The sequence below is a fragment of the Kitasatospora sp. NPDC001175 genome (assembly GCF_053598215.1).
The window spans coordinates 1-24,822 of record NZ_JBSFJU010000011.1; the positions used below are offsets into that span (position 1 = coordinate 1).

Annotated in this window: 18 protein-coding genes and 1 pseudogene; 11 read left to right on the plus strand and 8 right to left on the minus strand. The window is 71.1% G+C overall.

Translation table 11 applies throughout. The features are described 5' to 3' along the window. The 8 genes and pseudogenes from ACWDAK_RS10760 to pyk all read left to right on the plus strand — a co-directional run. A pseudogene (locus tag ACWDAK_RS10760) lies at positions 1–358 on the plus strand (alpha-1,4-glucan--maltose-1-phosphate maltosyltransferase); the annotation flags it as partial. Then, positions 355–2,058 (plus strand): maltose alpha-D-glucosyltransferase, encoded by a 1,704-nt coding sequence (treS, locus tag ACWDAK_RS10765; RefSeq protein ID WP_344639506.1) that lies wholly within the window; start codon positions 355–357, stop codon positions 2,056–2,058. The pseudogene ACWDAK_RS10760 and the gene treS, both read left to right, overlap by 4 nt. Before the next feature lie 268 nt (positions 2,059–2,326). Next, positions 2,327–3,817: a maltokinase N-terminal cap-like domain-containing protein gene (locus ACWDAK_RS10770; protein WP_427393778.1), complete on the plus strand. Its 1,491-nt coding sequence runs from the start codon at positions 2,327–2,329 to the stop codon at positions 3,815–3,817. 70 nt (positions 3,818–3,887) lie between these two features. Continuing rightward, on the plus strand, positions 3,888–6,305 hold the full coding sequence (gene glgB, locus ACWDAK_RS10775; RefSeq protein WP_427393779.1) for a 1,4-alpha-glucan branching protein GlgB: 2,418 nt from the start codon (positions 3,888–3,890) through the stop codon (positions 6,303–6,305). Positions 6,306–6,458: 153 nt separating this feature from the next. Next, on the plus strand, positions 6,459–7,373 hold the full coding sequence (locus ACWDAK_RS10780) for an undecaprenyl-diphosphate phosphatase (RefSeq protein WP_344639503.1): 915 nt from the start codon (positions 6,459–6,461) through the stop codon (positions 7,371–7,373). Between the two features lie 196 nt (positions 7,374–7,569). Further along, the gene (gene pta, locus ACWDAK_RS10785) at positions 7,570–9,705 is read left to right on the plus strand and encodes a phosphate acetyltransferase (protein ID WP_427393780.1); all 2,136 of its coding nucleotides are present in this window, start codon (positions 7,570–7,572) and stop codon (positions 9,703–9,705) included. Next, on the plus strand, positions 9,702–10,910 hold the full coding sequence (locus ACWDAK_RS10790; protein WP_427393781.1) for an acetate/propionate family kinase: 1,209 nt from the start codon (positions 9,702–9,704) through the stop codon (positions 10,908–10,910). Before pta ends, ACWDAK_RS10790 begins: the two co-directional genes overlap by 4 nt. 102 nt (positions 10,911–11,012) lie before the next feature. Then, on the plus strand, positions 11,013–12,443 hold the full coding sequence (gene pyk / locus ACWDAK_RS10795) for a pyruvate kinase (RefSeq protein ID WP_427393782.1): 1,431 nt from the start codon (positions 11,013–11,015) through the stop codon (positions 12,441–12,443). Between the two features lie 77 nt (positions 12,444–12,520). On the opposite strand, the gene ACWDAK_RS10800 is transcribed toward pyk, so the two are convergent. From ACWDAK_RS10800 to trxA, 4 genes are all read right to left on the minus strand, one after another. Beyond that, positions 12,521–13,804: a hypothetical protein gene (locus ACWDAK_RS10800; protein ID WP_427393783.1), complete on the minus strand. Its 1,284-nt coding sequence runs from the start codon at positions 13,802–13,804 to the stop codon at positions 12,521–12,523. Continuing rightward, on the minus strand, positions 13,801–14,370 hold the full coding sequence (locus tag ACWDAK_RS10805) for a DUF6114 domain-containing protein (RefSeq protein ID WP_427393784.1): 570 nt from the start codon (positions 14,368–14,370) through the stop codon (positions 13,801–13,803). The genes ACWDAK_RS10800 and ACWDAK_RS10805 overlap by 4 nt, the downstream gene beginning before the upstream one ends. 126 nt (positions 14,371–14,496) lie before the next feature. Beyond that, entirely contained in the window at positions 14,497–15,153 is a 657-nt protein-coding gene (locus ACWDAK_RS10810; RefSeq protein ID WP_344639497.1) for a DUF6230 family protein, read from the minus strand. Between the two features lie 672 nt (positions 15,154–15,825). After that, a complete protein-coding gene (gene trxA, locus ACWDAK_RS10815; RefSeq protein WP_427393785.1) occupies positions 15,826–16,818 on the minus strand; it encodes a thioredoxin in 993 nt (330 codons plus the stop codon). A gap of 389 nt (positions 16,819–17,207) precedes the next feature. On the opposite strand from trxA, the gene ACWDAK_RS10820 reads away from it, so the two are divergent. After that, positions 17,208–17,876: a TetR/AcrR family transcriptional regulator gene (locus ACWDAK_RS10820; protein WP_427393786.1), complete on the plus strand. Its 669-nt coding sequence runs from the start codon at positions 17,208–17,210 to the stop codon at positions 17,874–17,876. 200 nt (positions 17,877–18,076) lie between these two features. Here ACWDAK_RS10820 and ACWDAK_RS10825 read toward each other — a convergent pair whose 3' ends face one another. Then, the gene (locus ACWDAK_RS10825) at positions 18,077–19,333 is read right to left on the minus strand and encodes a serine hydrolase domain-containing protein (protein ID WP_427393787.1); all 1,257 of its coding nucleotides are present in this window, start codon (positions 19,331–19,333) and stop codon (positions 18,077–18,079) included. 305 nt (positions 19,334–19,638) lie between these two features. On the opposite strand from ACWDAK_RS10825, the gene ACWDAK_RS10830 reads away from it, so the two are divergent. Then, positions 19,639–20,343 carry a response regulator transcription factor gene (locus tag ACWDAK_RS10830; RefSeq protein ID WP_427393788.1) on the plus strand — a complete coding sequence of 235 codons (705 nt, stop codon included), beginning with the start codon at positions 19,639–19,641 and terminating at the stop codon, positions 20,341–20,343. Positions 20,344–20,408: 65 nt separating this feature from the next. Next, positions 20,409–21,734 carry a sensor histidine kinase gene (locus ACWDAK_RS10835; RefSeq protein ID WP_427393804.1) on the plus strand — a complete coding sequence of 442 codons (1,326 nt, stop codon included), beginning with the start codon at positions 20,409–20,411 and terminating at the stop codon, positions 21,732–21,734. A 61-nt stretch (positions 21,735–21,795) separates the two neighbouring features. Here ACWDAK_RS10835 and ACWDAK_RS10840 read toward each other — a convergent pair whose 3' ends face one another. The 3 genes from ACWDAK_RS10840 to ACWDAK_RS10850 form a co-directional block, all read right to left on the minus strand. After that, positions 21,796–23,481 (minus strand): acyl-CoA mutase large subunit family protein, encoded by a 1,686-nt coding sequence (locus ACWDAK_RS10840; protein ID WP_344639492.1) that lies wholly within the window; start codon positions 23,479–23,481, stop codon positions 21,796–21,798. 227 nt (positions 23,482–23,708) lie between these two features. Continuing rightward, a complete protein-coding gene (locus tag ACWDAK_RS10845; RefSeq protein WP_344639491.1) occupies positions 23,709–24,041 on the minus strand; it encodes a DUF3817 domain-containing protein in 333 nt (110 codons plus the stop codon). Between the two features lie 44 nt (positions 24,042–24,085). Next, positions 24,086–24,601: a MarR family winged helix-turn-helix transcriptional regulator gene (locus tag ACWDAK_RS10850; protein WP_344639490.1), complete on the minus strand. Its 516-nt coding sequence runs from the start codon at positions 24,599–24,601 to the stop codon at positions 24,086–24,088. Between the last annotated feature and the right edge of the window lie 221 nt (positions 24,602–24,822).

Below are 24,822 nucleotides of genomic sequence, written 5' to 3' on the forward strand. Positions count from 1 at the left end.
GAGCGGCCCCGACACCCTCACCCCCCTGATCACCACCCTCAACCGGCTCCGCCGCCGCCACCCCGCCCTCCAGCAACTACGGAACATCACCTTCCACGGGACCGACAACGACCGCATCCTCGCCTACTCGAAGAAGGCCACCACCCCGGACGGCCTGACCGACCACGTCATCACCGTGGTCAACCTCGACCCCCACCACGCCCAGGAAGCGACCGTGACCCTCGACAGCGACCACAGCTTGAGCGTGCACGACGAACTCACCGGCGCCGCCTACACCTGGGCCAGGCACAACTACGTCCGACTCGACCCCGCCACGGGCCCGGCCCACATCCTCACGGTTCGGAGGAACCCTCAGTGACAGTCAACGAGCCCGTCGCCGACACCTTCGCCGAAACCTCCCCCAGGAACCTGGACCCCGAGTGGTTCAAACGCGCGGTCTTCTACGAGGTCCTGGTCCGCTCCTTCCAGGACAGCAACGGCGACGGGATCGGCGACCTCAAGGGGCTCACCTCCAAGCTGGACTACCTCCAGTGGCTCGGCGTGGACTGCCTCTGGCTGCCACCCTTCTTCGCCTCCCCGCTGCGCGACGGCGGCTACGACGTGGCCGACTACAAGTCGGTGCTGCCGGAGTTCGGCGACCTGGCCGACTTCGTGGAGTTCGTCGACGCCGCCCACAAGCGCGGCATGCGCGTGATCATCGACTTCGTGATGAACCACACCAGCGACCAGCACCCGTGGTTCCAGGCCTCCCGCAACGATCCTGACGGACCGTACGGTGACTTCTACGTCTGGGCTGACGACGACAAGCAGTACCCCGACGCCCGGATCATCTTCGTCGACACCGAGACCAGCAACTGGACCTACGACCCGGTCCGCAAGCAGTACTTCTGGCACCGGTTCTTCTCGCACCAGCCCGACCTCAACTACGACAACCCGCGGGTGCAGGAGGAGGTGATCGCGGCCCTGCGGTTCTGGCTGGACCTCGGCATCGACGGCTTCCGGCTCGACGCGGTGCCGTACCTGTTCGCGCGCGAGGGCACCAACTGCGAGAACCTGCCGGAGACCCACGACTTCCTGAAGCGGGTCCGCAAGGAGATCGACGCCGACTACCCGGACACCGTGCTGCTGGCCGAGGCCAACCAGTGGCCCGAGGACGTGGTCGACTACTTCGGCGACTTCGGCTCCGGCGGCGACGAGTGCCACATGGCGTTCCACTTCCCGGTGATGCCGCGGATCTTCATGGCCGTGCGCCGGGAGTCGCGCTACCCGGTCTCCGAGATCCTCGCCAAGACGCCGACCATCCCCTCCGGCTGCCAGTGGGGGATCTTCCTGCGCAACCACGACGAGTTGACCCTGGAGATGGTCACCGACGAGGAGCGCGACTACATGTACGCGGAGTACGCCAAGGACCCGCGGATGCGGGCCAACGTGGGCATCCGCCGCCGGCTCGCCCCCTTGCTGGAGAACGACCGCAACCAGATCGAACTCTTCACCGCCCTGCTGCTGTCACTGCCGGGCTCGCCGGTGCTCTACTACGGCGACGAGATCGGGATGGGCGACAACATCTGGCTGGGCGACCGGGACGGCGTCCGCACCCCCATGCAGTGGACGCCCGACCGCAACGCGGGTTTCTCCTCCGCCGACCCGGGCAGGCTCAGTCTGCCGCCCATCATGGATCCGGTGTACGGCTACCAGGTGACCAACGTCGAGGCGCAGCAGAGCAGTTCGTCCTCCCTGCTGCACTGGACGCGTCGCATGATCGAGATCCGCAAGCTCAACCCCGCGTTCGGCCTCGGCAGCTACACCGAGCTGCCCTCCAGCAATCCCGCGGTGCTGGCCTTCGTGCGCGAGCACGAGGGCGACCTGGTCATGTGCGTGAACAACTTCTCGCGGTTCGCGCAGCCGACCGAACTGGACCTGCGGCGTTACGGGGGGCGGTACCCGGTCGAGCTGATCGGGGGCGTGCGCTTCCCGTCCATCGGCGAATGGCCCTACCTGCTCACCCTGGCGGGACACGGCTTCTACTGGTTCCAACTGCGCAACCCCCGTGCCAGGTAAGGCCGGCGGGAGCGGCGGCCGCCGGGAGACGGCCGCGAAGTAACGATCCATCAGGTTCCACCCCCCGGGGGCGCGCGAACCACCACCCGCGCCCCCGGGTTCTCTCTGCACCACCGCGTACGGCTAACAGCCCAACGGCCACCCACACTATGGCGTGACACCCGAGCCCACCTCGCGTGCCGTCGCCGCCGCGCCGCCGAAATCCGGAAGACTGACGGACCCGGCCAGACCCGTCGGGCAGTCGGCCCGCTTCCGGGGAAAGGGAGTCATGTCCGAAACCTCCCGTTCTCAAGCCCATGTGCAAAGCGATCCCGCACAGCCGGCCACCGGGCCCGTCGGGACGCGCAGCACCGGGGTGCGGAGGACCAGCCCCGGGGTCAGCGAACTGGTCCAGGCCGCGCTGCCGCTGATCGCCGCCTGGCTGCCCGGCCAGCGGTGGTACGCGGGCAAGGGGCGCGCCATCACCGGCCTCACCCCGGTGGTGGGCACGCCGCTCCAAGTCGGCGACCCGACCCTGCTGCACCTACTACTCAGGGTCGAGCACGCCGGCGACGGCTCCGCCGCGTACGGCGACATCTACCAGCTGCTGCTGGGCATCCGCTCGCAGCCGCCGAACTCGATCGCCCCCTCCGCGGTGCTGGGACGGCTCAGCGGCGGCCAGCACGACGGCGCGCTGGTCTACGACGCGGTGCACGACCCCGAGCTGACCGGCCGTCTGCTCGAACACATGGCCACCGGTGACCGGTTCGGCTCGCTCTCCTTCCGCCGCACCCCGGGCCCCGGACTGCCGGGCAACCTGCCGGGACGGGCCTCCACCGCCGAGCAGTCCAACACCTCGGTGATCTACGGCACCGCCTTCATCCTCAAGCTCTTCCGCCGGATCAGCCCCGGTACCAACCCGGACCTGGAGCTCTCGCTCGCCCTCTCCCGGGCCGGCTCCACCCGGATCCCCCGGGTCGCCGCCTGGTTCGAGTGCCGGCTGGAGCGATCGGAACCGGCCACCCTCGGCCTGCTCCAGCGCTACCTCCCGGACGCCGAGGACGGCTGGGAGCTCGCCCTGGACCAGGTCGCCAGGCTCAAGGGCGACCCGTCCCCGGGCAACTTCGCGATCGAGGCGCACCGACTCGGCCGGGCCACCGCCGAGGTGCACCGGGTGCTGGCCAGGTCCATGCCGGTGGCCCGGCTCGACCGCGCCCAGATCAGCCTGATGGCCGGAGCGATGGCCGATCGGCTGGACAGCGCCGTGGCCGCCGTCCCCGGCCTGCTGCGCTACCGGGCCGCGCTGCGCACCGCCTTCCGTCAGCTGACCGCCGACCACCTGGACGGGCTGCCGGTGCAGCGCATCCACGGCGACCTCCACCTCGGCCAGGCCATGCGCACCCCGCACGGCTGGGTCCTGCTGGACTTCGAGGGCGAGCCCGCCAAGCCGCTCGCCGAGCGGCGGCTGCCGCAGCCCGCGCTGCGGGACGTCGCCGCGATGCTCCGCTCCTTCGACTACGCCGCCGCCCATCTGCTGGCCGGTGCGCCACCCGATCCCGAACTCGCCCACCTGGCGGCGGCCTGGGCGGGCCGCAACCGGACGGCGTACTGCGCGGGCTACACCGCGGGCGGCGGGAGCGACCCGTCCGCCTCGCCGGAGCTGATGCGCGCGCTGGAGATCGACAAGGCGGTCTACGAGGTGGTCTACGAGGCGCGGCACCGGCCCAGCTGGCTGCCCATCCCGCTGGCCGCCATCAACCGCCTGGCCCTGACCGTCTGACCACCCCCACTACACCACGGGGGTCGGCCCGCCCGGTCCCCCGACATCCGATGCCCAGGAGGACTCCGCCGTGACCCCGCTCGGCCCGAAGCCCGACCGCTCCAAGCCCGCGGTGCCCGCCACCTTCCTGCCAGGGCGGACCGGAAGGTCCGGCGACAGTGCTCAGTCCAAGGCCGCCGCCCCGGCGCCGACGGCACGGCCTACGGCACCGGACCGGGCACCGTCGCCCGCTCCGGCCCCCACCGTCCCGGAGCGGCCCGAGCAGGCCGAGCGCCCCGAAGCGGCACCGGCGGCGCTGCGCCTCCCGGAGGCGCCGCTGCCACCGGCCGAGATCGAGCGGCTGCTGCGCGGCGAGCACCACGACCCGCACTCGCTGCTCGGCGCGCACGTCACCGCCGAGGGGATCGCGATCCGGGTGCTGCGCCCGTTCGCCGAACGGGTGGTGGTGGAGACCGAGCACGGCCCGGCCGAGCTGACCCACCTGCAGGGCGGCCTGTTCACCGGTCTGCTGCCGGGCCGCGTCATCCCGCCGTACCGGCTGCAGGTCAGTTACCCCGGCGGCGGGCCGCTGCCGCAGCACGACGGCTACCGGACCGGGCCCACCCTCGGCGAGCTCGATCTGCACCTGATCTCCGAGGGCCGGCACGAGCAGCTCTGGCGGGCGCTCGGCTCGCACGTCCGGGAGGTGGACGGCGTCCGCGGCACCGCCTTCGCGGTGTGGGCACCGAACGCCGTCGGGGTCCGGCTGATCGGCGACTTCAACCACTGGGACGGCACCGGGCACCCGATGCGCTCGCTGGGTTCCTCCGGCGTCTGGGAACTGTTCGTCCCGGACCTGGGCGAGGGCGCCAGGTACAAGTACGAGATCCACACCCGGCAGGGCTGGGTGCTTAAGAAGGCCGACCCGCTGGCCCGGGCCGCCCAGTGCCCGCCGGACACCGCCTCGGTGGTGACCGTCTCCCGGCACGAGTGGCAGGACGCCGAGTGGATGGCGCGCCGGGCGCACTCCGTACACCACCGCGCGCCCATGTCGGTGTACGAGCTGCACCTGCCCTCCTGGCGCCCCGACCTCACCGGCTACCGCGAGATCGCCGCCGAGCTCCCCGGCTACCTCGAGGACCTGGGCTTCACCCACGTGGAGTTCATGCCGGTGATGGAGCACCCCTTCGGCGGTTCCTGGGGCTACCAGGTCTCCGGCTTCTACGCCCCCACCGCCCGGCTCGGCAGCCCGGACGACTTCAGGTACCTGATCGACACCCTGCACCGGCACGGCATCGGTGTGATCGTCGACTGGGTGCCCGCGCACTTCCCCAAGGACGACTTCGCGCTCGCCCGCTTCGACGGCGAGCCGCTGTACGAACCCGCCGACCCGCTGCGCGCCGAGCACCCCGACTGGGGCACCCTGGAGTTCGACTACGGCCGCACCGAGGTGCGCAACTTCCTGGTCGCCAACGCCGTGTACTGGTGCGAGGAGTTCCACATCGACGGCCTGCGGGTGGACGCGGTCGCCTCGATGCTCTACCTCGACTACTCCCGCGAGGGCGGCGACTGGAACCCCAACCAGTACGGCGGGCGGGAGAACCTGGACGCCGCCTCCTTCCTCCAGGAGATGAACGCGACCGTCTACCGCCGCTGCCCAGGCGTGATCACCATCGCCGAGGAGTCCACCGCCTGGGACGGCGTCACCCGGCCCACCCACAGCGGGGGCCTGGGCTTCGGGCTGAAGTGGAACATGGGCTGGATGCACGACTCGCTGGTCTACATGTCCAAGGACCCGGTGCACCGCAAGTACCACCACAACGAGATGACCTTCTCGATGGTGTACGCGTACTCGGAGAACTACATCCTGCCGATCTCGCACGACGAGGTGGTGCACGGGAAGCAGGCCCTGGTCGCCAAGATGCCCGGCGACTGGTGGCAGCAGCGCGCCAACCACCGCGCCTACCTCGGCTTCATGTGGTCCCACCCCGGCAAGCAACTCCTTTTCATGGGACAGGAGTTCGCCCAGGGCGCGGAGTGGCACCACGAGAGCGGACCGCAGTGGTGGGTGCTGGACGAGCAGTGGCCGGCCGCCGGGGGTCACCTGGGCGTCCAGCGGCTGGTGCGCGAGCTCAACCGGGTCTACCGCGACACCCCCGCCCTCTGGGAGCAGGACACCACCCCCGGCGGCTTCCGCTGGCTGGACGGCGGCGCGGCCGACGACAACCTGTTCGCCTTCGTGCGCTACGCAGCCGACGGCTCTCCGCTGGTCGCGATCAGCAACTTCTCCCCCGTCGTCCGGCACGGCCACCGGGTCGGCCTGCCCTCGCTGCCGGGCCCCGACCAGCTCTGGCAGGAGGTGCTCAACACCGACGCCGAGGTCTACGGCGGCAGCGGCATCGCCAACTCCCAGCCCATCAAGGCCGAGACCACCCCGTGGAACGGGCAGCCCCGCAGCGCCGAGCTGATCGTGCCGCCGCTGGCCACGGTCTGGCTGCGGCCCGTCTGATTGGCCCCGCGATGAGCAGTCGGTAAACAGTCAGGGAACGACGTCCAGGTGTCTACGGCGCTGTAGTACGTTCGCGGGAGCCGACCCCTGAACACCCGTCGAGGTGCGTGGTCGCGCCCATCGAGAGCCGTATCTCAGAGCCGAGAGTGTGTGATGTCGTCCCTGACCTACCTGGAATCCGTCGGTGTGGGCCTGCTGCAGGGCGTCACCGAGCTCTTCCCGGTGTCCAGCCTGGGCCACAGCATCCTGATACCCGCGCTGATCGGCGGGCAGACCAAGACCGACCTGGACGTCACCGCGGACGGCTCGCCGTACCTCTCGGTGCTGGTCGGCCTGCACCTGGCCACCGCGCTGGCCCTGGTGGTGTTCTTCCGGCGGGACTGGATCAGGATCATCAAGGGCCTGTTCAGCTCGATCCGCAACCGCGAGGTCGCCTCTCCGGACCAGAAGCTGGCCTGGCTGCTGGTGATCTCCACCATCCCGGTCGGCATCGCCGGGCTCGCGTTGGACCACCTGCTGCGCGACGCCCTCGGCAAGCCCACGCCGGCGGCGATCTTCCTCGCACTGAACGGCCTGGTACTGCTCGGCGCCGAGCGGCTCAAGCGCGGCGGCACCGGCCGCCGCCGGGCCGGGCAGTCCGCCGGCCACGCCCCGGACAGCGATCCCGAGCTGGAGTCCGACCGCCGGCTCGCCCGGCTGAACTACCGCCAGGGCGCCTGGATCGGGGCCGCGCAGATCCTCGCCCTCCTCCCCGGAATCAGCCGCTCCGGCGTCACCATGAGCGCCGGCGTGCTGCGCGGCCTGGGCCACGAGGACGCCGCCCGCTTCTCCTTCCTGCTCGCCACTCCGGTCATCCTGGCCGCGTCCGCGCTCAAGCTGCCGGAGCTGCTCAAGCCGGAGAACTCCGCCGTGCGCGGTCCGCTGCTGGCCGGCAGCGTGGCCGCCTTCGCCGCCGGGTACGTCTCGGTCCGCTTCCTCACCAAGTACTTCGAGAGCCGCAGCATGACGCCGTTCGCGCTCTACTGCACCCTCGCCGGGCTCGGTTGCCTTGTCTGGCTGAACTTCTAGGCCCGGCTCAACCTCCGGCCGGGCGCCCCCGGGACGCGGTGTCCGCCCCCGACCCCGCCCGACCGTGATCCGGGATCGGGACTTTGGTCCCTTGCGTTCGGAGGTTGGAGCAGACCCCGGCGGGCACGCCGGGCTCGAAGGTATGGTCGATATGTCTTCTTCCTGCTGACCATGCCGACGAAACGGAGATTGCCACGTGGCGCGCAGCGTGTACGTGACCGGGATCGACCGGGGGGACGGCCGGCAGGCCGTGGAACTCGGGGTCATGGAACTGCTCACCCGCCAGGTGGACCGGGTCGGCGTCTTCCGACCGCTGGTGCACGCCGCGGCCCCCGGCGAGAACGGCACCGACCACGTGGTCGAACTGCTCCGCGACCGGTACCGCCTGGATCTGTCGCCCGCCGAGCTGTACGGGCTGACCTACGAGGAGGCCGCCGCGCTGCAGGCCGCGCAGGGCCAGGAGGAGCTGGTGTCCGCCCTGGTGGACCGGTTCCGCGCGGTGGAGCGCAAGTGCCAGGCGGTGCTGGTGCTCGGCACGGACTTCGCCGGTACCAACATCCCGGACGAGCTGGCCTTCAACGCCCGGCTGGCGAACGAGTTCGGCGCCTGGGTGCTCCCGGTGGTCGGCGGCCACGACGAGGACCCGCAGGCCGTGATCGCCGAGGTCCTGGGCGCCCACCGGGCCTACCTGGACCTGGGCTGCTCGACCCTGGCGATGATCGCCAACCGGGTCGCGCCCGGCATCAAGCAGCAGGTCCAGCGGGCGCTCTCGGAGAAGCTCCCGATCCCCTCCTACGTGATCCCCGAGGAGCCGGCGCTGGCCGCGCCGACCGTGGCGCAGCTGGTGGAGGCGACCGACGCCGAGGTGCTGCTCGGCGACGCGGCCGGCCTCACCCGGGACGTGCGCTCCTTCGTCTTCGGCGGCGCGATGCTGCCGACCTTCCTGGACGCGCTGACCGAGGGCGCCCTGGTGGTCACCCCCGGGGACCGCGCCGACCTGGTGGTGGGCTCGCTGGCCGCGCACGCCGCCGGCGCCCCGCCGATCGCGGGCGTGCTGCTCACCCTCGGCCAGCACCCGGGCCCCAACGTGATGGCGCTGGCCGCCCGGCTCGCCCCCGGCACCCCGGTCGCGGTGGTCCCCGAGGGCAGCTGGCCCACCGCCGCCACGCTGACCCACCTTGAGGGCCGACTCGGCCCGGCCAGCCCGCGGAAGGCCGATATCGCCCTCGGCCTGTTCGAACTCCACGTGGACACCGCAGAGTTGACCAAGCGGATCGAGCTGAGCCGGTCCGAGCGGGTCACCCCGATGATGTTCGAGCACGAGTTGCTGGAGCGCGCCCGTGGCGACCGCCGGCACGTGGTGCTGCCCGAGGGCACCGAGGAGCGGGTGCTGCGGGCCGCCGAGATCCTGCTGCGCCGCAACATCTGCGACCTCACCCTGCTCGGCGAGCCGGAGGCGATCCGCCGCAGAGCCGCGAGCCTGGGCATCGACCTCCCGCAGGACGACGGCGCCGACCGCGCCCAGGTGCGGATCGTCGACCCGGCGAGCAGCCCGCTGCGCCAGCGGTTCGCCGAGCTGTACGCCGAGCTGCGCGCACACAAGGGCATGACGGTCGAGCTGGCCCTGGACGTGGTCACGGACGTCTCCTACTTCGGCACCCTGATGGTGCAGGAGGGCATCGCCGACGGCATGGTCTCCGGCGCGGTGCACTCCACCGCCGCGACCATCCGCCCCGCCTTCGAGGTGATCAAGACCTCGCCGGGCGCCTCGATCGTCTCCTCGGTCTTCTTCATGTGCCTGGCCGACAAGGTGCTGGTCTACGGCGACTGCGCGGTGAACCCGGACCCGGACGCCCAGCAGCTGGCCGACATCGCCGTCCAGTCCGCCGAGACCGCCGCCCAGTTCGGGGTCGAGCCGAGGGTCGCGATGCTCTCGTACTCGACCGGCACCTCGGGCTCCGGCGCGGACGTGGACAAGGTCCGCAGGGCCACCGAGCTGGTCCGCGAGCTGCGCCCGGACATCCTGGTCGAGGGCCCGATCCAGTACGACGCCGCGGTGGACGCCCGCGTCGCGGCCACCAAGCTGCCGGGCTCCGCGGTGGCCGGCCGGGCGACCGTGCTGATCTTCCCGGACCTCAACACCGGCAACAACACCTACAAGGCCGTGCAGCGCTCGGCCGGCGCCGTGGCGGTCGGCCCGGTGCTCCAGGGCCTGCGCAAGCCGGTCAACGACCTCTCCCGCGGCGCCCTGGTCCAGGACATCGTCAACACGGTCGCGATCACGGCCATCCAGTCCCAGTCGCCCACTGCCGCCGAAGGAACGATCCAGTGAGCAACGGCACCCGCGTCCTCGTCCTCAACGCCGGCTCCTCGTCGGTCAAGTACCAGCTGATCGACATGCTCGACGGCTCCCGGCTGGCCTCGGGCCTGGTGGAGCGGATCGGCGAGGCCGGCGGGCGGCTGGTGCACACCCCGCGCGGCGGGGTGAAGCGGGAGGCCGAGCAGGTCTACCCGGACCACGGTGCCGCGCTCAAGGCGGTCGCCGAGGAGCTGACCGCCGACGGGATCGGCCTGGACTCGCCGGAGCTGGCCGCGATCGGCCACCGGGTGGTGCACGGCGGCAAGCGGTTCACCGCCCCGACGCTGATCACCGACGAGGTGCTCACCGAGATCCGCCGGCTGATCCCGCTCGCCCCGCTGCACAACCCGGCCAACATCACCGGCATCGAGGTGGCCCGCGAGCTGCGCCCCGACCTGCCGCAGGTGGCGGTCTTCGACACCGCCTTCCACGCGAACATGCCCGAGTACGCGGCCAGGTACGCGATCGACAAGGCGGTGGCCGACGAACACCAGGTCCGCCGCTACGGCTTCCACGGCACCTCGCACCAGTACGTCTCCCGGGCCACCGCCGCACTGCTCGGCAAGGACCCGGCCGAGGTCAACGTGATCGTGCTGCACCTGGGCAACGGCGGCTCGGCCTCGGCCGTCGCCGGCGGTGTCTGCGTGGACACCTCGATGGGGCTGACCCCGCTGGAGGGCCTGGTCATGGGCACCCGTTCCGGTGATGTGGACCCGGGCGTGGTCTTCCACCTGCACCGGGTCGGCGGGCTGAGCATCGACGAGATCGATGACCTGCTGAACCGCCGCAGCGGCCTGCTCGGCCTGTGCGGGGACAACGACATGCGCGAGATCATGCGCCGGGCCGAGGACGGCGACGCGGACGCCGGGCTCGCCTTCGACACGTACATACACCGGCTGCGCAAGTACATCGGCGGTTACTACGCGGTACTCGGCCGGGTGGACGCGATCGCCTTCACCGCGGGTGTCGGCGAGAACGCGGCGCCGGTGCGGGCCGCGGCCATGGCGGGCCTGGAGGAACTGGGCATCGCGGTGGACGCCGAGCTGAACGCGGTCCGCTCCGGCGAGGCCCGGGTGATCTCCCCGGAATGCTCCCGGGTCACCGTCGCCGTGGTGCCGACGGACGAGGAGCTGGAGATCGCACAGCAGACCTTCGCCCTGGTGGGCGCTGCGAGCTGAGCGCGTATCAGCCCGGCGTCCCGCCCGTCGAGATGGTTCGTTGGCGATACCTCAGCAATCGCACTAAATGCGCCTATAACACGAACGGATAGACTGACCGATATGCGCCGAGCGAAAATTGTCTGCACCCTGGGTCCGGCGACGGACTCCTACGAACAGCTGAAGGCCATCGTCGAAGCGGGCATGAACGTCGCCCGACTCAACATGAGCCACGGCTCGCACGCCGAGCACGAGGAGCGGTACCGCAAGGTCCGCCAGGTGTCCGAGGACACCGGCCGCACCATCGGTGTGCTGGCCGACCTCCAGGGCCCGAAGATCCGACTTGCGACCTTCGCCAACGGCCCGGTCACCGTCGACAACGGCGACGAGTTCACCATCACCACCGAGGACGTGCCGGGCGACCAGCACATCTGCGGCACCACCTACAAGGGCCTCCCGGGCGATGTGAAGCCCGGCGACCCCATCCTGATCAACGACGGCGTCATCGCCCTGGAGGTCGTCAGCGTCGACGGCCCGCGGGTGAAGACCGTGGTGGTCGAGGGCGGCGTGCTCTCGAACAACAAGGGGATCAACCTCCCCGGCGCGGCCGTGAACGTGCCGGCCCTGTCCGAGAAGGACAAGGACGACCTGCGCTTCGCGCTCCGCCTGGGCGTCGACATGGTCGCGCTGTCCTTCGTCCGCAACGCCGCGGACATCGAGGACGTCCACAAGGTGATGGACGAGGTCGGCATCCGCGTCCCGGTCATCGCCAAGATCGAGAAGCCGCAGGCCGTCGAGGCCATGGAGGAGATCGTCCTCGCCTTCGACGCGGTCATGGTGGCCCGTGGCGACCTCGCCGTCGAGTACCCGCTGGAGAAGGTCCCGCTGGTACAGAAGAAGCTGATCACGCTCTGCCGCCGGAACGCCAAGCCGGTCATCGTCGCCACCCAGATGATGGAGTCGATGATCCACGCCTCCCGGCCGACCCGCGCCGAGGTCTCGGACGTCGCCAACGCCATCCTGGACGGCACGGACGCGGTCATGCTCTCCGCCGAGTCCAGCGTCGGCAAGTACCCGGTCGAGACGGTCAAGACCATGAGCCGGATCGCCGAGCAGGCCGAGCAGGAGCTGCTGGAGCAGGGCCTCCAGCCGCTGAACCCGGGCCGCAAGCCGCGCACCCAGGGCGGTTCGATCGCCCGCGCCGCGTGCGAGCTGGGCGACTTCCTGCACGCCAAGTCGCTGGTCGCCTTCACCAAGTCCGGTGACACCGCCCGTCGGCTCTCCCGCTACCGTTCGCCGATCCCGGTGATCGCCTTCACCCCGGACGCCGCCACCCGCAACCAGCTCTCGCTGAGCTGGGGCGTCGAGGCGCACGTGACCGAGCAGGTCGCCACCACCGACGAGATGGTGGTCCAGGTCGACCAGGAGCTGCTGAGCAAGCAGCTGCTCAAGGAGGGCGACACGGTCATCGTCACCGCCGGCTCGCCGCCCGGCATCCCCGGCAACACCAACATGGTCCAGGTGCACCACCTGGGTGCGCGCTCCGGGCAGTAATGGCCCGGTAGCCCTGTAACGCCCGTGGGGCGCCCCTCCGGTCTCCGACGGGGCGCCCCACGGACGTTTCCGGCGTGCTACTGGCCGTAGGGCAGGTTGTCGTTGTACATCCGCATGCCCGGGATGTGCAGTGCACCGCCGAACTGGCCGGCCTGGACGGCGGTGACGTTCTTCAGCTCCAGGTCGAGCGGGATCGGGATGCTGCCGATCAGGTCGTACAGCCACTGCGGCAAGGTGTCCGGAGTCAGCGTGATCTCACCCAGATCGATCGGGATGGGCAGTCCGAGAATCTTGCTGAGGTGACCGGAGAGCCGCTCCACGTACATGGTCACTTCATCGCCGCGCATGGTGGACGTGGAGCCCGGGGCTCCCTTGACGTGGAAGGTCATCCCGTTGCCCTCCAGTGTCGACATGTCGAGATCGCCGATGTCGACCCGGTCCACCTTGAACTTCAGCACCCGCTTGGTACCGGTCGCGGTGTGGACGTCCACCACGCCGTAGAACTTGGACCCGTACAGACCGAGGGTGGACGAGTGCAGCGTCCAGTTCTGCTCCGGGACGACGTGGCCCGGTTCCGCCGCGGCGGCGGCCAGGCCCCGGCTGTCCACCTGGCAGTTGGGGTTCTTGCTGGGCGAGGTGGACTGCGAGGGGGTCGCGGTGGGCTCGGGACTGCCGGACGACGGGCTTCCGCTCGGGACCTGTGCGGGCGTCTGTGAGGCAGCCGGGGACTCGGACCGGGGCTGAGCCTCGGGAACCCGGGGCGCGGGGGGCTCGGTGACGGTCGGGGCGGGCGCAGCCGAGCCGGTCGGGGTCGGCGTGGACCTCGGCGACGGGGTGGGGGTCGGAGTCGGGCTCCGATGGCCGCCCAGGTGCAGGATCGGGTCGAGGATGGGGTCCAGGATCCCGGCCGGGCGGACCGAATCGGCCTTGGGAGCGGGAGAGTTGGCAGTCACCGCCTGCTGGGGTCTGGGGTGCGTGGTGGCGATGCTCGCGGTCGGCGTGGGCGTCGCCGTCGGCGTCGTGGTCGGCGTGGCCGCCGAAGTCGGCTGCCGGGTGGGCGCGTTGGGTTGTTCGCTCGGCGTCGCTGCCTTCGTGGACGTCGACGTGGGATCCGGGATCGGGGTGATCTCGCTCTTCGGCACCGGCGTCTCGTCGATCACCGTATCGGGAGCCGTGGCACAGGCCTTGTCCTTCTGAACGTCGGCCATCGCGATGGTCGGAACCGTGCCCATCAACAGGGCGGTCGGCACCGCCGCGATGGCCAGCGCCTTGCCGTACAGATGGCCGCGCAGACCGGCCCGAGGTGCGGCATGCCGGGGGCCCACCACCCGGACAAGGGGCCTCTGCTCCCCCGCGGTCACTGCTGCTCCTCGGGGTCGGCCTTCTCGACGGACACCACCGGATCGGCCTCGACCGGCGGCGCAGCCGGTGCGGAGACGGCCACCGGACCGGGCTCGGCAGCGTACTCCGCGGTGGCGCCGTCCGCGTTCGCGATCGGCTCACCCGCCGGAACGGGCTGCTCCTTCAGCGGCGCCCAGGAGCAGAGCAGGCCGCCGGCGATCAGTCCGAGGATCAGGCCCATGCCGAAGCCGCCCAGATTGGAAACCGGCACGGAGACCAGGGACAGGATCGTGACGGCCACACCGCAGAAGATCCGCACCATCGGCTGGAACCACGCGGTCAGGCCCAGCGTGATCAGCAACCCGCCGATGAGCAGCGACCCGGCACCACCGGTCGTCGACATCGACATCGTCAACTGACCCAAGTGAAGCTGCGCGTAAGGGAAGTAGAGGATCGGGAAGCTGGCGAACACGGCCAGCAGGCCAGCCCAGAACGGGCGGGTGCGCCGCCAGGTGCGAAACCTCAGCCGCACCCGGCTGAAGGTGCCCGCTTCGGCGGACCACTCGTTGGCAGTTGCGCTGGACATGGTGCAGCTCCTCGATGATGGGTACGAGGGGACGAACTAGTGATACAGCCGGGAGCAGCCCGCCTGGCTCTCCCGGTCGCGGAGCACGGGAGGCCGGCGGCTCACGCCGTCGGCCTCCTCAGCGGCCTAGAAGCACTCGCTGCCGTTTTGGCTGCCGTCAAGCTGGTGGACGTGGAGCTGCAGACCGGCGAGCTTGAAAGTGCCGGCCGACGTGGACCAGGCGGTCTGCTGCACGTTGGTCAGATGGGCGTGCGGAGCCGCCTGGCCGAAGGCTCCTGCCTGACCCTTGGCGTTACCCGGCAGGGTCGAGGCGTCCTGACCGATGTTGATACCGGGCGTGACGTGGTCCGTGTCGGGGGAGCCGTTGTCGAACGTGGCGTCCGCGTTCAGGGAGTCGAGGCCGATCATCAGGTTCGTGGCCTCGACCGGCGTCTGCCCGTCGCCCGCCTGGAGCCTGAGGACCCAGGTACCCAGGCCGAACGGGAGGTCGGTCTTCACGGACTGGCACAGGTGGTGGATGGTGGCCGAATCGAAGGCCGAGACAGCAACCGGGTGCGCGCCCTTGTGGTTGCTGTTGTCCTGGAAGTCGACGCTGCCGTACTGGGCGAAGTTCTTGCCGTCCAGGTCGCCCGCGGTGACCTTGAACTGCTGGCCGGAGACGCTGAACGACGCCGCGAGCGCGTTGTTCGCCAGGCCGACACCGATCGCCGCGGTGGCCGCGATGCTCGGCACCATCACCAGCGCGAAGCGCTTCCAGCGGGTCTTGCCGTAAGTCTGGGACATGCGTGTCCTCCTTCTAGGACGTACATCTCCGACCGCGTCCGGCACTTGGCGCACCGGCCTGGGCCTGGGATGGGAGAGAGCTACGTCCTCGGTAGCGGAGAAGGCCGTGGGCATCGGCGGACCCGGGTCCGGCCGCATTCACGGCACACCCGTTCCAGGCACCGGCTGTCTTCGCGACAGCAGGTACGACCGACGACACCGGCGATCACCCCCGAGCGACAACCAGCGACCGCGCGGGGATGCGCGACCGCGAGAAGGACAGGAACCGCGTGTGGGATCCGCGGACACCCCCCTGTCCTCAAGCCTCCGGACCGGGCCTTCGGCTGCCCGATGGGGATCCCCTTGCAGGGGACCGGGCGTGGCTGATCGTGCTTGAAACCAGGGCGAAGCACAAGGGGTTCATTACTGACGGGTAATCCAACAGCGCTCGACGTCGATCATGAGATCGAGAAAAATGTCACGCAGAGTGACAATCGAGCATGTGTACGTCAGTGAAATTCGCTGGAAACACGGACGAAACACCTACGGCGGTCACCTGTGGTGACCGCCGTAGGACATTGTCAAGATTTGATAAAGCTCACAGCTTCTGCCTGCTTGTCGCCAAATCTCCGGCGGCACCGCAGGTCACCCGCCGTGCCACCGGACCGCCGCGGGCGACTGCCTGACCGAGCGTCAGAACAGTACCCGGGCGAGCGCACTGCGCGCCTTCGTCACCCGCGGGTCGTCCGTGCCGATCACCTCGAACAGCTCCAGCAGTCGCAGCCGGGCGGTGTCCCGGTCCTCGCCGAAGGTCCTGCCGACGGTGTCGACCAGGCGGCCGAAGGCGTCCTCGACGTGCCCGCCGACCAGGTCCAGGTCGGCAGCGTCCAGCTGGGCGGCGACGTCCTTCGGATCGGCGGCGGCCGCCGCGCGGACCTGCTGCGGGTCCAGCGACTCGACCCGCTGCAGCAGCTGCGCCTGGGCCAGGCCCAGCTTGGCCTCGATGTTGCCGGGCTGGTCGACCAGCACGTTCTGGTAGGCCTGGACGGCGCCGCCCAGGTCACCGCGGTCGAGCGCGTCGTGTGCGGCGGCCAGCGCCGGGTCCTCCGGCCGGTGGGGAGCCGCGGGGGCCTCCTCGTCGGGGGCGGCGGCGGTGCCGACGATGCCGAAGCGCTGCTCGGCGACGGCGATCAGCTGGTCCAGGACCTTGCGGACGTTGGCCTCGTTCTCGGCGCCCTGGAAGAGCGGGACGAGCTGGCCGGCGACCACGGCCATCACGGCCGGGATGCCCTGGATGCCGAACTGCTGGGCGATCAGCTGGTTGGCGTCCACATCGATCTTGGCGAGCACGATCCGGCCGGCGTACTCCTCGGCGAGGCGCTCCAGGATCGGGCTGAGCTGCTTGCACGGGCCGCACCACTCGGCCCAGAAGTCGATGACCACCGGCACCTCGGTCGAGCGCTGCACGACCTCGGTCTCGAAGGTCTCCTCGGTGACATCGATGACGAGCTGGTACGCCGCACCCTGCGGGGCGATCCCGGCCGCCTCGGCGGCGGCGTTCTGGCGGGCCCGCTCCGCCCTGGCCTGCTCGGCCTTCTGCGCGGCCTCACCGGCCGCCTTCACTGCGGCGAGGTCGACCGCACCACGCAGGGCGGAGCTGTTGAGACGCGAATTCCGTGGCTGCATGGATCCATCCTCCCCCGTCCGCGCGAGTGACGTGCACCAACCGGCGGAAGAAGGTCGCACCGGACCGGCTTCCCACCCCTCGGGAGTTCCCCCCTCCCGTACCGCAGCCGTGCCGAAGAGCCGGCGCGGATCCCCACCCGCGCCGCGCGCCCGCCCGATCCCTGGGTCATGGCGCGTGGTTGCCGCTCTTTCGCTACGAGTCGTAGCGTATCTGCATCCCGACCCGGTGCCGCAAGACCCCCTCGGGAACTCGGGACGTGAGCTGTCCCACTTTCCCGCACGCGCCGCTGCCAGGGGGTGGACAAATCGCTACGGTTACCGGACCCACCCACGTTACTCACCGGTAGATCGCAAGGACGCGCATCGACCGGCCCTAGCAAGGAGGCTCGGTGGCCCCCACCACCCAGCAGCCCGTTGCCCCGGACCAGGCCGTACCCCCGGCCACGCCCCCACGAGGCAAGGGACGCCCCCGCAGCGCAGCCGCCGACCTGGCGATCCTCGATGCCACCAGGGAGGCCCTCGCCGAACTCGGCTGGGGCGGACTGACCATGGGTGATGTCGCCACCCGGGCCGGCGTCGCCAAGACCACCCTCTACCGGCGCTGGCCGTCCAAGAACGAACTGGTGGTCGACGCGGTCGCCAGTCTCTTCGACGAACTGGAGATGGTCGACCTCGGCAGCCTGCGTGCCGACATCGAGGCCGTGGTCGCCCAGTTCGCCACCCTGCTGGCCCGCCCGGAGACCCAGGCCGCGCTGCTCGCCCTGTTCGCCGAGGGATCCCGCGACCCCCAGCTGCGCCGCCGGATCCGCGAACGCATCGTCGAGCCGCAGAAGTACCTGGTCCAGCAGGGCCGCGCCCAGGCCCAGTCCCGTGGCGAACTCGGCCCCGACCTCGACGAGGTCACCGCCGCCGAGGAGATCGACATCATCTTCGACACCATCGCGGGCACCGTCGAACACCGCCTGCTGGTGAGCGGCCGCCCCATCACCCCCGCCTGGATCCACCGCTTCACCACCCTGTTGCTCAGCCCGCTGGGACATCCGCAGGAAGCGGGCTGAACACACCCCGGCGACGGCCGGGGCGACGGACACCCGCGGGCTCGTACGCGGGCCGGCCGGACCCCGGCAACCGTGCGGGCCGGGCTCCGGGGGTTCTTCCGGAGCCCGGCCCGCGGTGGACGGCCAGGTCTTCAGGTGGCCGACTCTTCAGCCGGCCGGGTCTTCAGGCGGGCGAATCGTCAACCAGCCCTTTCGGAGGGTCAGTTCTTCGCCGGGACCAAGGTGCCGAAGGAGGCCGCGGCGATCTTCAGGGTGAAGGGAGCCTCGGTGCCGTTGAGGTTGGTGGGGTTGACGGAGTAGACGATCTTGCGGGCGAGGTCGCGGGTGGCGAACACGCCGCTGGTGTAGCCGGGGCGGGAGCCGGTCTTGCCCCAGACCACGACGCCGTTGGAGGCCTTGACCCGCATCAGGCCCATGCTCATGCAGGCCCGGCCGGCGTCGGCCTCGGTGCGGCACTGGCTGCTGTGGTGGCTGGGGACGTCGGGGACGGTGAAGAGCTTGGCCTGCTGGGCGGGCGGGAGGAAGCGGCCGCGGAAGAGCTCGGTGATGAACCGGTCGAGGTCGGCGGGGGTGGAGATCATGCCGCCCTCGGCCCAGGGCCAGGGGCTCTGCTCGGAGACGTCGACGGGGTGGGTGGTCCCGTCCGCGGACTTGACGGTCAGGTAGCCGTGGGAGTGCGGGCCGGGCAGGCGCGGGTCGTCGGCGTTCGGGACGTAGGTGTCGTGCAGGCCGAGCGGACGGGTGATCCTGGACTGCACCTCATGGGCGAAGGTGTGCCCGGTGATCTTCTCGACCAGCATGCCGGCGACGTAGTAGTTCATCCCGTTGTACTGCTGCGCGGTGCCCGGCGCGAACTCCATCGGCTGACCGGCCATCAGATCGATCGTCTGCTGCGGGGTGAAGCTCTTGAGGCGGTTGGCGGCGAACCACTCGGCGCTGCCGTCGCCGAAGTCCGGGGTGGCGACGCCGCGCGGCAGACCGCTGGTGTGGTCGAGCAGCTGGCCGACCTTGACCGGTGGGATGTCGGCGGGCAGGACGCCCGGCAGGTACTGCTGGACGGGCTTGTCCAGGTCGATCCGGTGCTCGGCGGCGAGCTGGAGCACGATCGTGGCGGTGAAGACCTTGGAGATGCTGCCGATCCGGATGTGCGCGTTCTGCGGGACGCCCTGACCGGTCTCCAGGTCGCCCACGCCCGAGGTACCCGACCAGTGGCCCGCGCTACCGGTGATCCGGACCAGCGCACCGGTGACGTCCGCGTTCGGCAGGCCGCCGATCGCCGCCTTGAGCTCGGCCGGGTCGAGCCCCGGCAGCGGCGCGGCGGCGGCAGCGGCGGCGGCCGGCGCCGGGGCCGGGGTGGCAGCGGAGGCAGGAGCGGCCATACCCGCGGCAAGGGCGACCAGCAGAGCGCCGGAGGCAGCCACGGTGGACCAACGGGTGCGGCGGACAGAGGAGTTCACGGTAAAGCTCTCCGAGGTGGTCGTGGTCGGACCGGCGATCGACCGGCCCGACCACGAGTCTGTCCGGCCCTGGCATGACCGATCATCAGGGAACGTCCCTGAGTGACCCCTGAGCGGCCCCCGACAACCGACCGGGGCCAGAGCGCGTAACGGTCGGGGGCGAAGGAGGCGCTGCGCCGGGGTGGCTGCGACCTCCGGTGCCGCCCGCGCCGATGACCACCGACAGGTGTGTTGCCCGCATGGCCTCGACGGTCGCGACCCGGTCTAAGAGAGTTCTAATAGCCGCGTTTGAGAAGCTTGTTCCCATGAGCAGCGTGCCCGAGAGCAACAGGACGCCCCGGATCCTGGTGGTGGACGACGACCCCGAGGTGCGGGCCGCCGTCGAGGACGGCCTCGCGGTCGCCGGATACACGGTCCGCGGCGCGGACGACGGCCTGGCCGCGCTGAGCGAGGTGGCCGCCTGGCAGCCGGACGCGCTGGTGCTGGACCTGATGATGCCGGTGCTGGACGGCCTGGCGGTCTGCCGCCGGCTGCGGGCGCTCGGCGACCGCACCCCGATCCTGGTGCTCACCGCCCGGGACTCGGTCAGCGACCGGGTGGACGGTCTGGACGCGGGCGCCGACGACTACCTGGTGAAGCCCTTCGCGCTGGACGAACTGACCGCCCGGCTGCGTGCCCTGCTGCGCCGGGCCGCACCAGCCGTGCCCGACCACGGCTACGTGCTGGGCGATCTGACGGTCGATCCGGTCAGCCGCACCGGCAGCCGGGCGGGCCGGGCGCTGGAGTTCTCCCGGACCGAGTTCGCCCTCCTCGAAGTGCTGCTGCAGAACCCGGGGCAGGTGCTGCCGCGTGAGCTGATCATGGAGCGGGTCTGGGGCTCGGACTTCGGTCCCGATTCCAACTCCCTCGCGGTGTACATCGGTTACCTGCGCCGCAAGCTGGAGGCGGCCGGTGAGCCCCGGCTGGTGCACACCGTGCACGGCGTCGGCTACCGGCTGGACGCCCCGTGAGCGACCGGACCGCCGCGCCCGGCGACGAGCGCTCCCGGCACGCCCGCTGGCGCCGCCGCAGACCGCTGCGCACCCGGCTGGCGCTGGCCGCCTCGGCCGCGGTCGCGCTGGTCGCCCTCGGCGTGGGCGTGGCCGGATTCACCGTCATGCGCTACGAGTTGGTGCACCAGCTCGACCTCCAGCTGACCCAGCACGCCACCCTGGTCCAGCAGCAGAACCGGGGACAGGGCCCGCAGGTGCTCTACGCCGAGTGCGGCTACCTGGCCGCGCCCGCCTGCACCCAGATCGTGCCGGCCGACCCGGCCAAGGACCCCGCCCCGCCCTACCTGCTCCCGGTCACCCCCGCCACCCGGGCGGTCGCGGCCGGGCAGCGCGGCGGCTACTTCAGCACCGTCACGGTGAGCGGGCACCCGGCGCGCATGCTCAGCACCCCGTTCGGCTCGGGCACCGGCAAGGCGGTGCAGGTGGCGCTGCGCTCCGACGCCGTCCAGCAGGGCGTGCGGCAGGCCGGGGAGCTGATGGCCGCGGTCGCCGGTGCGGGCGTGCTGCTCGCCGGGGTGCTGGGCCACACGGTCGCCCGTACCGGTCTGGCGCCGCTCGCCCGGCTGACCGCCACCGCCGAGCGGATCGCGGCCACCCGGGACGCGGCCGTACGGATCGACCTGCCGCCGGGGGCTCCGGCCGGCGCGGACGAGGTGACCCGGCTGGCCGGGGCGTTCAACGCGATGCTGGGCGAGCTGGAGCAGTCGGTGGCCGCCCAGCGGCGGCTGGTCGCGGACGCCTCGCACGAGCTGCGCACCCCGCTCACCGCGCTGCGCACCAACGCCGAGCTGCTGGCCAAGGCCGAGCGGTTGACGCCCGGGCAGCGGGAGCGCGCGACGGCCGGGCTGCAGCGGCAGCTGCGCGAGGTGACCGGGCTGGTCAACGACCTGATCGAACTCGCCAGGGACGAGGAGCCGCAGGCGCTGGTCGAACTGGTCCGGCTCGAACCGCTGGTGGCGCACTGCGTGGAGACCGCCCGGGACCACTGGCCCGCGGTCGTCTTCGAGTACGCGGCGCAGGGCGGTCCGACACTGCCCGCGGTGCCCGCGCGGCTGGTCCGGCTGGTGGGCAATCTGCTGGACAACGCCGCCAAGTTCAGCCCGCCGGGCGGACCGGTGGAGGTGACGCTCACCGAGGAACGGCTGACGGTCCGCGACCACGGCCCCGGAATCGCGCCGGAGGACCTCCCGTACGTCTTCGACCGGTTCTACCGGGCCTCCGCCGCCCGCGCCCTCCCGGGCTCCGGCCTGGGCCTCGCCATGGCCCGCCAGATCGCCCGCGCCCACAGTGCCGAGCTCACCGCCGAGGCCGCGCCGGGCGGCGGCGCACTCTTCCGCCTCACCTTCTGAGTGCACCCGGGCAAACCCCCCTGGGGGCTTGCCCGGGTGCCCATCGTGAGCTGCCCGGCGGCTAGAAGGCGGCAGCCTCCCGGTAGATGCCCCACTCGGTGCGGAGGGTGTTGCAGATCTCCCCGAGGGTGGCCTCCGCGCGGATCGCGGTGAGCATCGGCGGAATCATGTTCTCCCCCGAGCGGGCAGCGGCCAGCATGGCGTCGAGCCCGGCCCGGACTGCGGCCTCGTCGCGGGCGGTCTTGCGCGCCCCGAGCACCCGCACCTGCTCGCGCTCGACCTCGTGGCTGACCCGGAGGATCTCCAGCTCCGGAGTGACGCTGCGCGGGTGGCAGTTGACGCCGACCACGCGCTTCTCGCCCTTCTCCAGGGCCTGCTGGTACTGGAAGGCGGCCTCGGCGATCTCGCCGGTGAACCAGCCCTCCTCGATGCCGCGCAGGATGCCGGAGGTCATCGGGCCGATCGGGTGGTCGGCCACCGCCTTGTCCAGGATGCGCTGGAAGATCGCCTCGGCCTGGGCCTCGATCCGGTCGGTGAGCGCCTCGACGTACCAGGAACCACCCAGCGGGTCAGCCACGTTGGCGACCCCGGTCTCCTCCATCAGCACCTGCTGGGTGCGCAGCGCGATCTCCGCCGCCTGCTCCGAGGGCAGCGCCAGGGTCTCGTCCAGCGCGTTGGTGTGCAGCGAGTTGGTACCGCCGAGCACCGCAGAGAGCGCCTCGACGGCGGTGCGCACCACGTTGTTGTACGGCTGCTGGGCGGTGAGCGAGACGCCGGCGGTCTGGGTGTGGAAGCGCAGCCACTGGGCCTTGTCGGTCTTGGCGCCGAAGCGGTCGCGCATCCAGCGGGCCCAGATCCGGCGGGCGGCGCGGAACTTGGCGATCTCCTCGAAGAAGTCCAGGTGGGCGTCGAAGAAGAAGGACAGCCCGGGCGCGAAGACGTCCACGTCCAGACCGCGCGACAGCCCGAGCTCGACGTAGGCGAAACCGTCGGCCAGCGTGTACGCGAGCTCCTGGGCGGCGGTCGCCCCGGCCTCGCGGATGTGGTAGCCGGAGACCGAGAGCGGCTTGTACGCCGGGATGTTGGCGGCGCAGTACTCCATCAGGTCGCCGATCAGGCGCAGGTGCGGCTCGGGGGCGAAGAGCCACTCCTTCTGCGCGATGTACTCCTTGAAGATGTCGGTCTGCAGGGTGCCGTTGAGCACTCCCTGGTCGACGCCCTGGCGCTCGGCGGCGACCAGGTACATGCAGAAGATCGGGACGGCCGGGCCGCTGATCGTCATCGAGGTGGTGACCTCGCCGAGCGGGATGCCGTTGAACAGCACGTCCATGTCGGCGGCGGAGTCGATGGCGACACCGCAGTGGCCGACCTCGCCGAGCGACTTGGCGTCGTCGGAGTCGTACCCCATCAGGGTCGGCATGTCGAAGGCGACCGAGAGGCCACCGCCGCCGGCCTCCAGGATCATCCGGTAGCGCTCGTTGGTCTGCTGGGCGTTACCGAAGCCGGCGAACTGCCTTATCGTCCAGGTCCGCCCCCGGTACCCGGTGGGGTGCAGGCCGCGGGTGAAGGGGTACTCCCCGGGCCAGCCGATCCGCTCGAAGCCCTCGTAGGGCTGAGCGGCGGGCGGGCCGTAGACCGGCTCGACCTCGTCGCCGCTCAGGGTGGTGAAGTCCGCGTCGCGCTTGCGCGCCTTGTCGTACCGCTGCTGCCAGCGCCGGCGGCCGGCCTCGATCTCGTCGGCGTCCATCGACTCCGAACTCCCACTCCGTACGGCCGCCACCGCTTGGGGACGGCACAGCTACTAGGACGTCCTACCAATTTACTCGGACGTCCTAGTATCTGTCGATGGCCGCCCACCGACCGGGACCTCGGGGCACACGGCATCGGGGTACGCCGCGTCGGAGCATGCGGCGTCGGAGCATGCGAAAGGGCGCCCTCTCCGACACGGGAGAGGGCGCCCTTCGGGCGGCGGGGTCAGGCGCTCGCCGGCTCCGGGGCGGCGACCAGCGGCGCCACCTCGCGGGAGACCCTGCGCTCGACGAAGAAGACCGCGGTCGGGATCGTGCCGGCCAGCAGCACCCAGGCCAGCCTGCCGATCGGCCACTTCGCCTTGGTGCCCAGGTCGAAGGCGAGCACCAGGTAGACCACGTAGAGCCAGCCGTGCGCGATACCGACGGCGGTGGTGAAGCCGGCCGCACCCGAGATGCCGAGCGCGTACTTGGCGATCACACCCAGGGTCAGCAGGATCAGGAGGACACCCGTGACGTAGGCCATCGTCCGGTAGCGGGTCAGCACACTCTGCTTCATGCCATCGAGGGTAACCGCCCGCTTAGGGTGCATTTGCGGCACCCCTACTCGGCGGGCGGGGTGAAGTCGCCCGCCGCCACCCGCAGCGGCCGGAGCAGCTCGAACACCTGCTCGCACTGCTTCTCGTCGTAGCCCTCCAGGCCGAAGTCCATCGCCATCAGCGCCCGGGTGGCCTCCTCGACCACCGCCCGGCCGCGCTCGGTGATGGCGGCGAGCACGCCCCGGCCGTCCAACGGGTTGGGGCGGCGGGAGACCAGGCCGGCACCCTCCAGTCGGACGATGGTGTTGGTGACGCTGGTCGGGTGGACCATCAGCCGCTCGCCGATCTTGGAGAGGGAGAGCTCGCCCTTCCGGCTGAAGGTGAGCAGCACCAGTGCCTCGTACCGGGCGAAGGTCAGCCCGAACGGTCTGACCACCGCGTCCACCCGGGAGAGCAGGATCTGGTGCGCGCGCATCACCGAGGTGATCGCCGCCATCGCGGGGACGCTCCCCCAGCGCCGGGTCCAGAGTTCGTCGGCGCGGGCGATCGGGTCGAAGTCGAGAGCTAGGGGCTTGGCCACCTCCCCACCGTACCGGCGCGCCTGATGGCGGGTGCCGGCTGTCCAGGATGCTGGACGCCGCTCCATTGCCCGCCCACTCGCCTCCGGACCCTCGCACCCGGTGCCGACGTTCGCCCCTCCGGCACTCCCTCGCGCCTCGGTCGCTCGTCGCCCCACCCTTTCACGCCGCACACCAGCGGCTTCGCCGCGGGCGGCGGGCCCTTCGGCCCGGGGCGGGATGG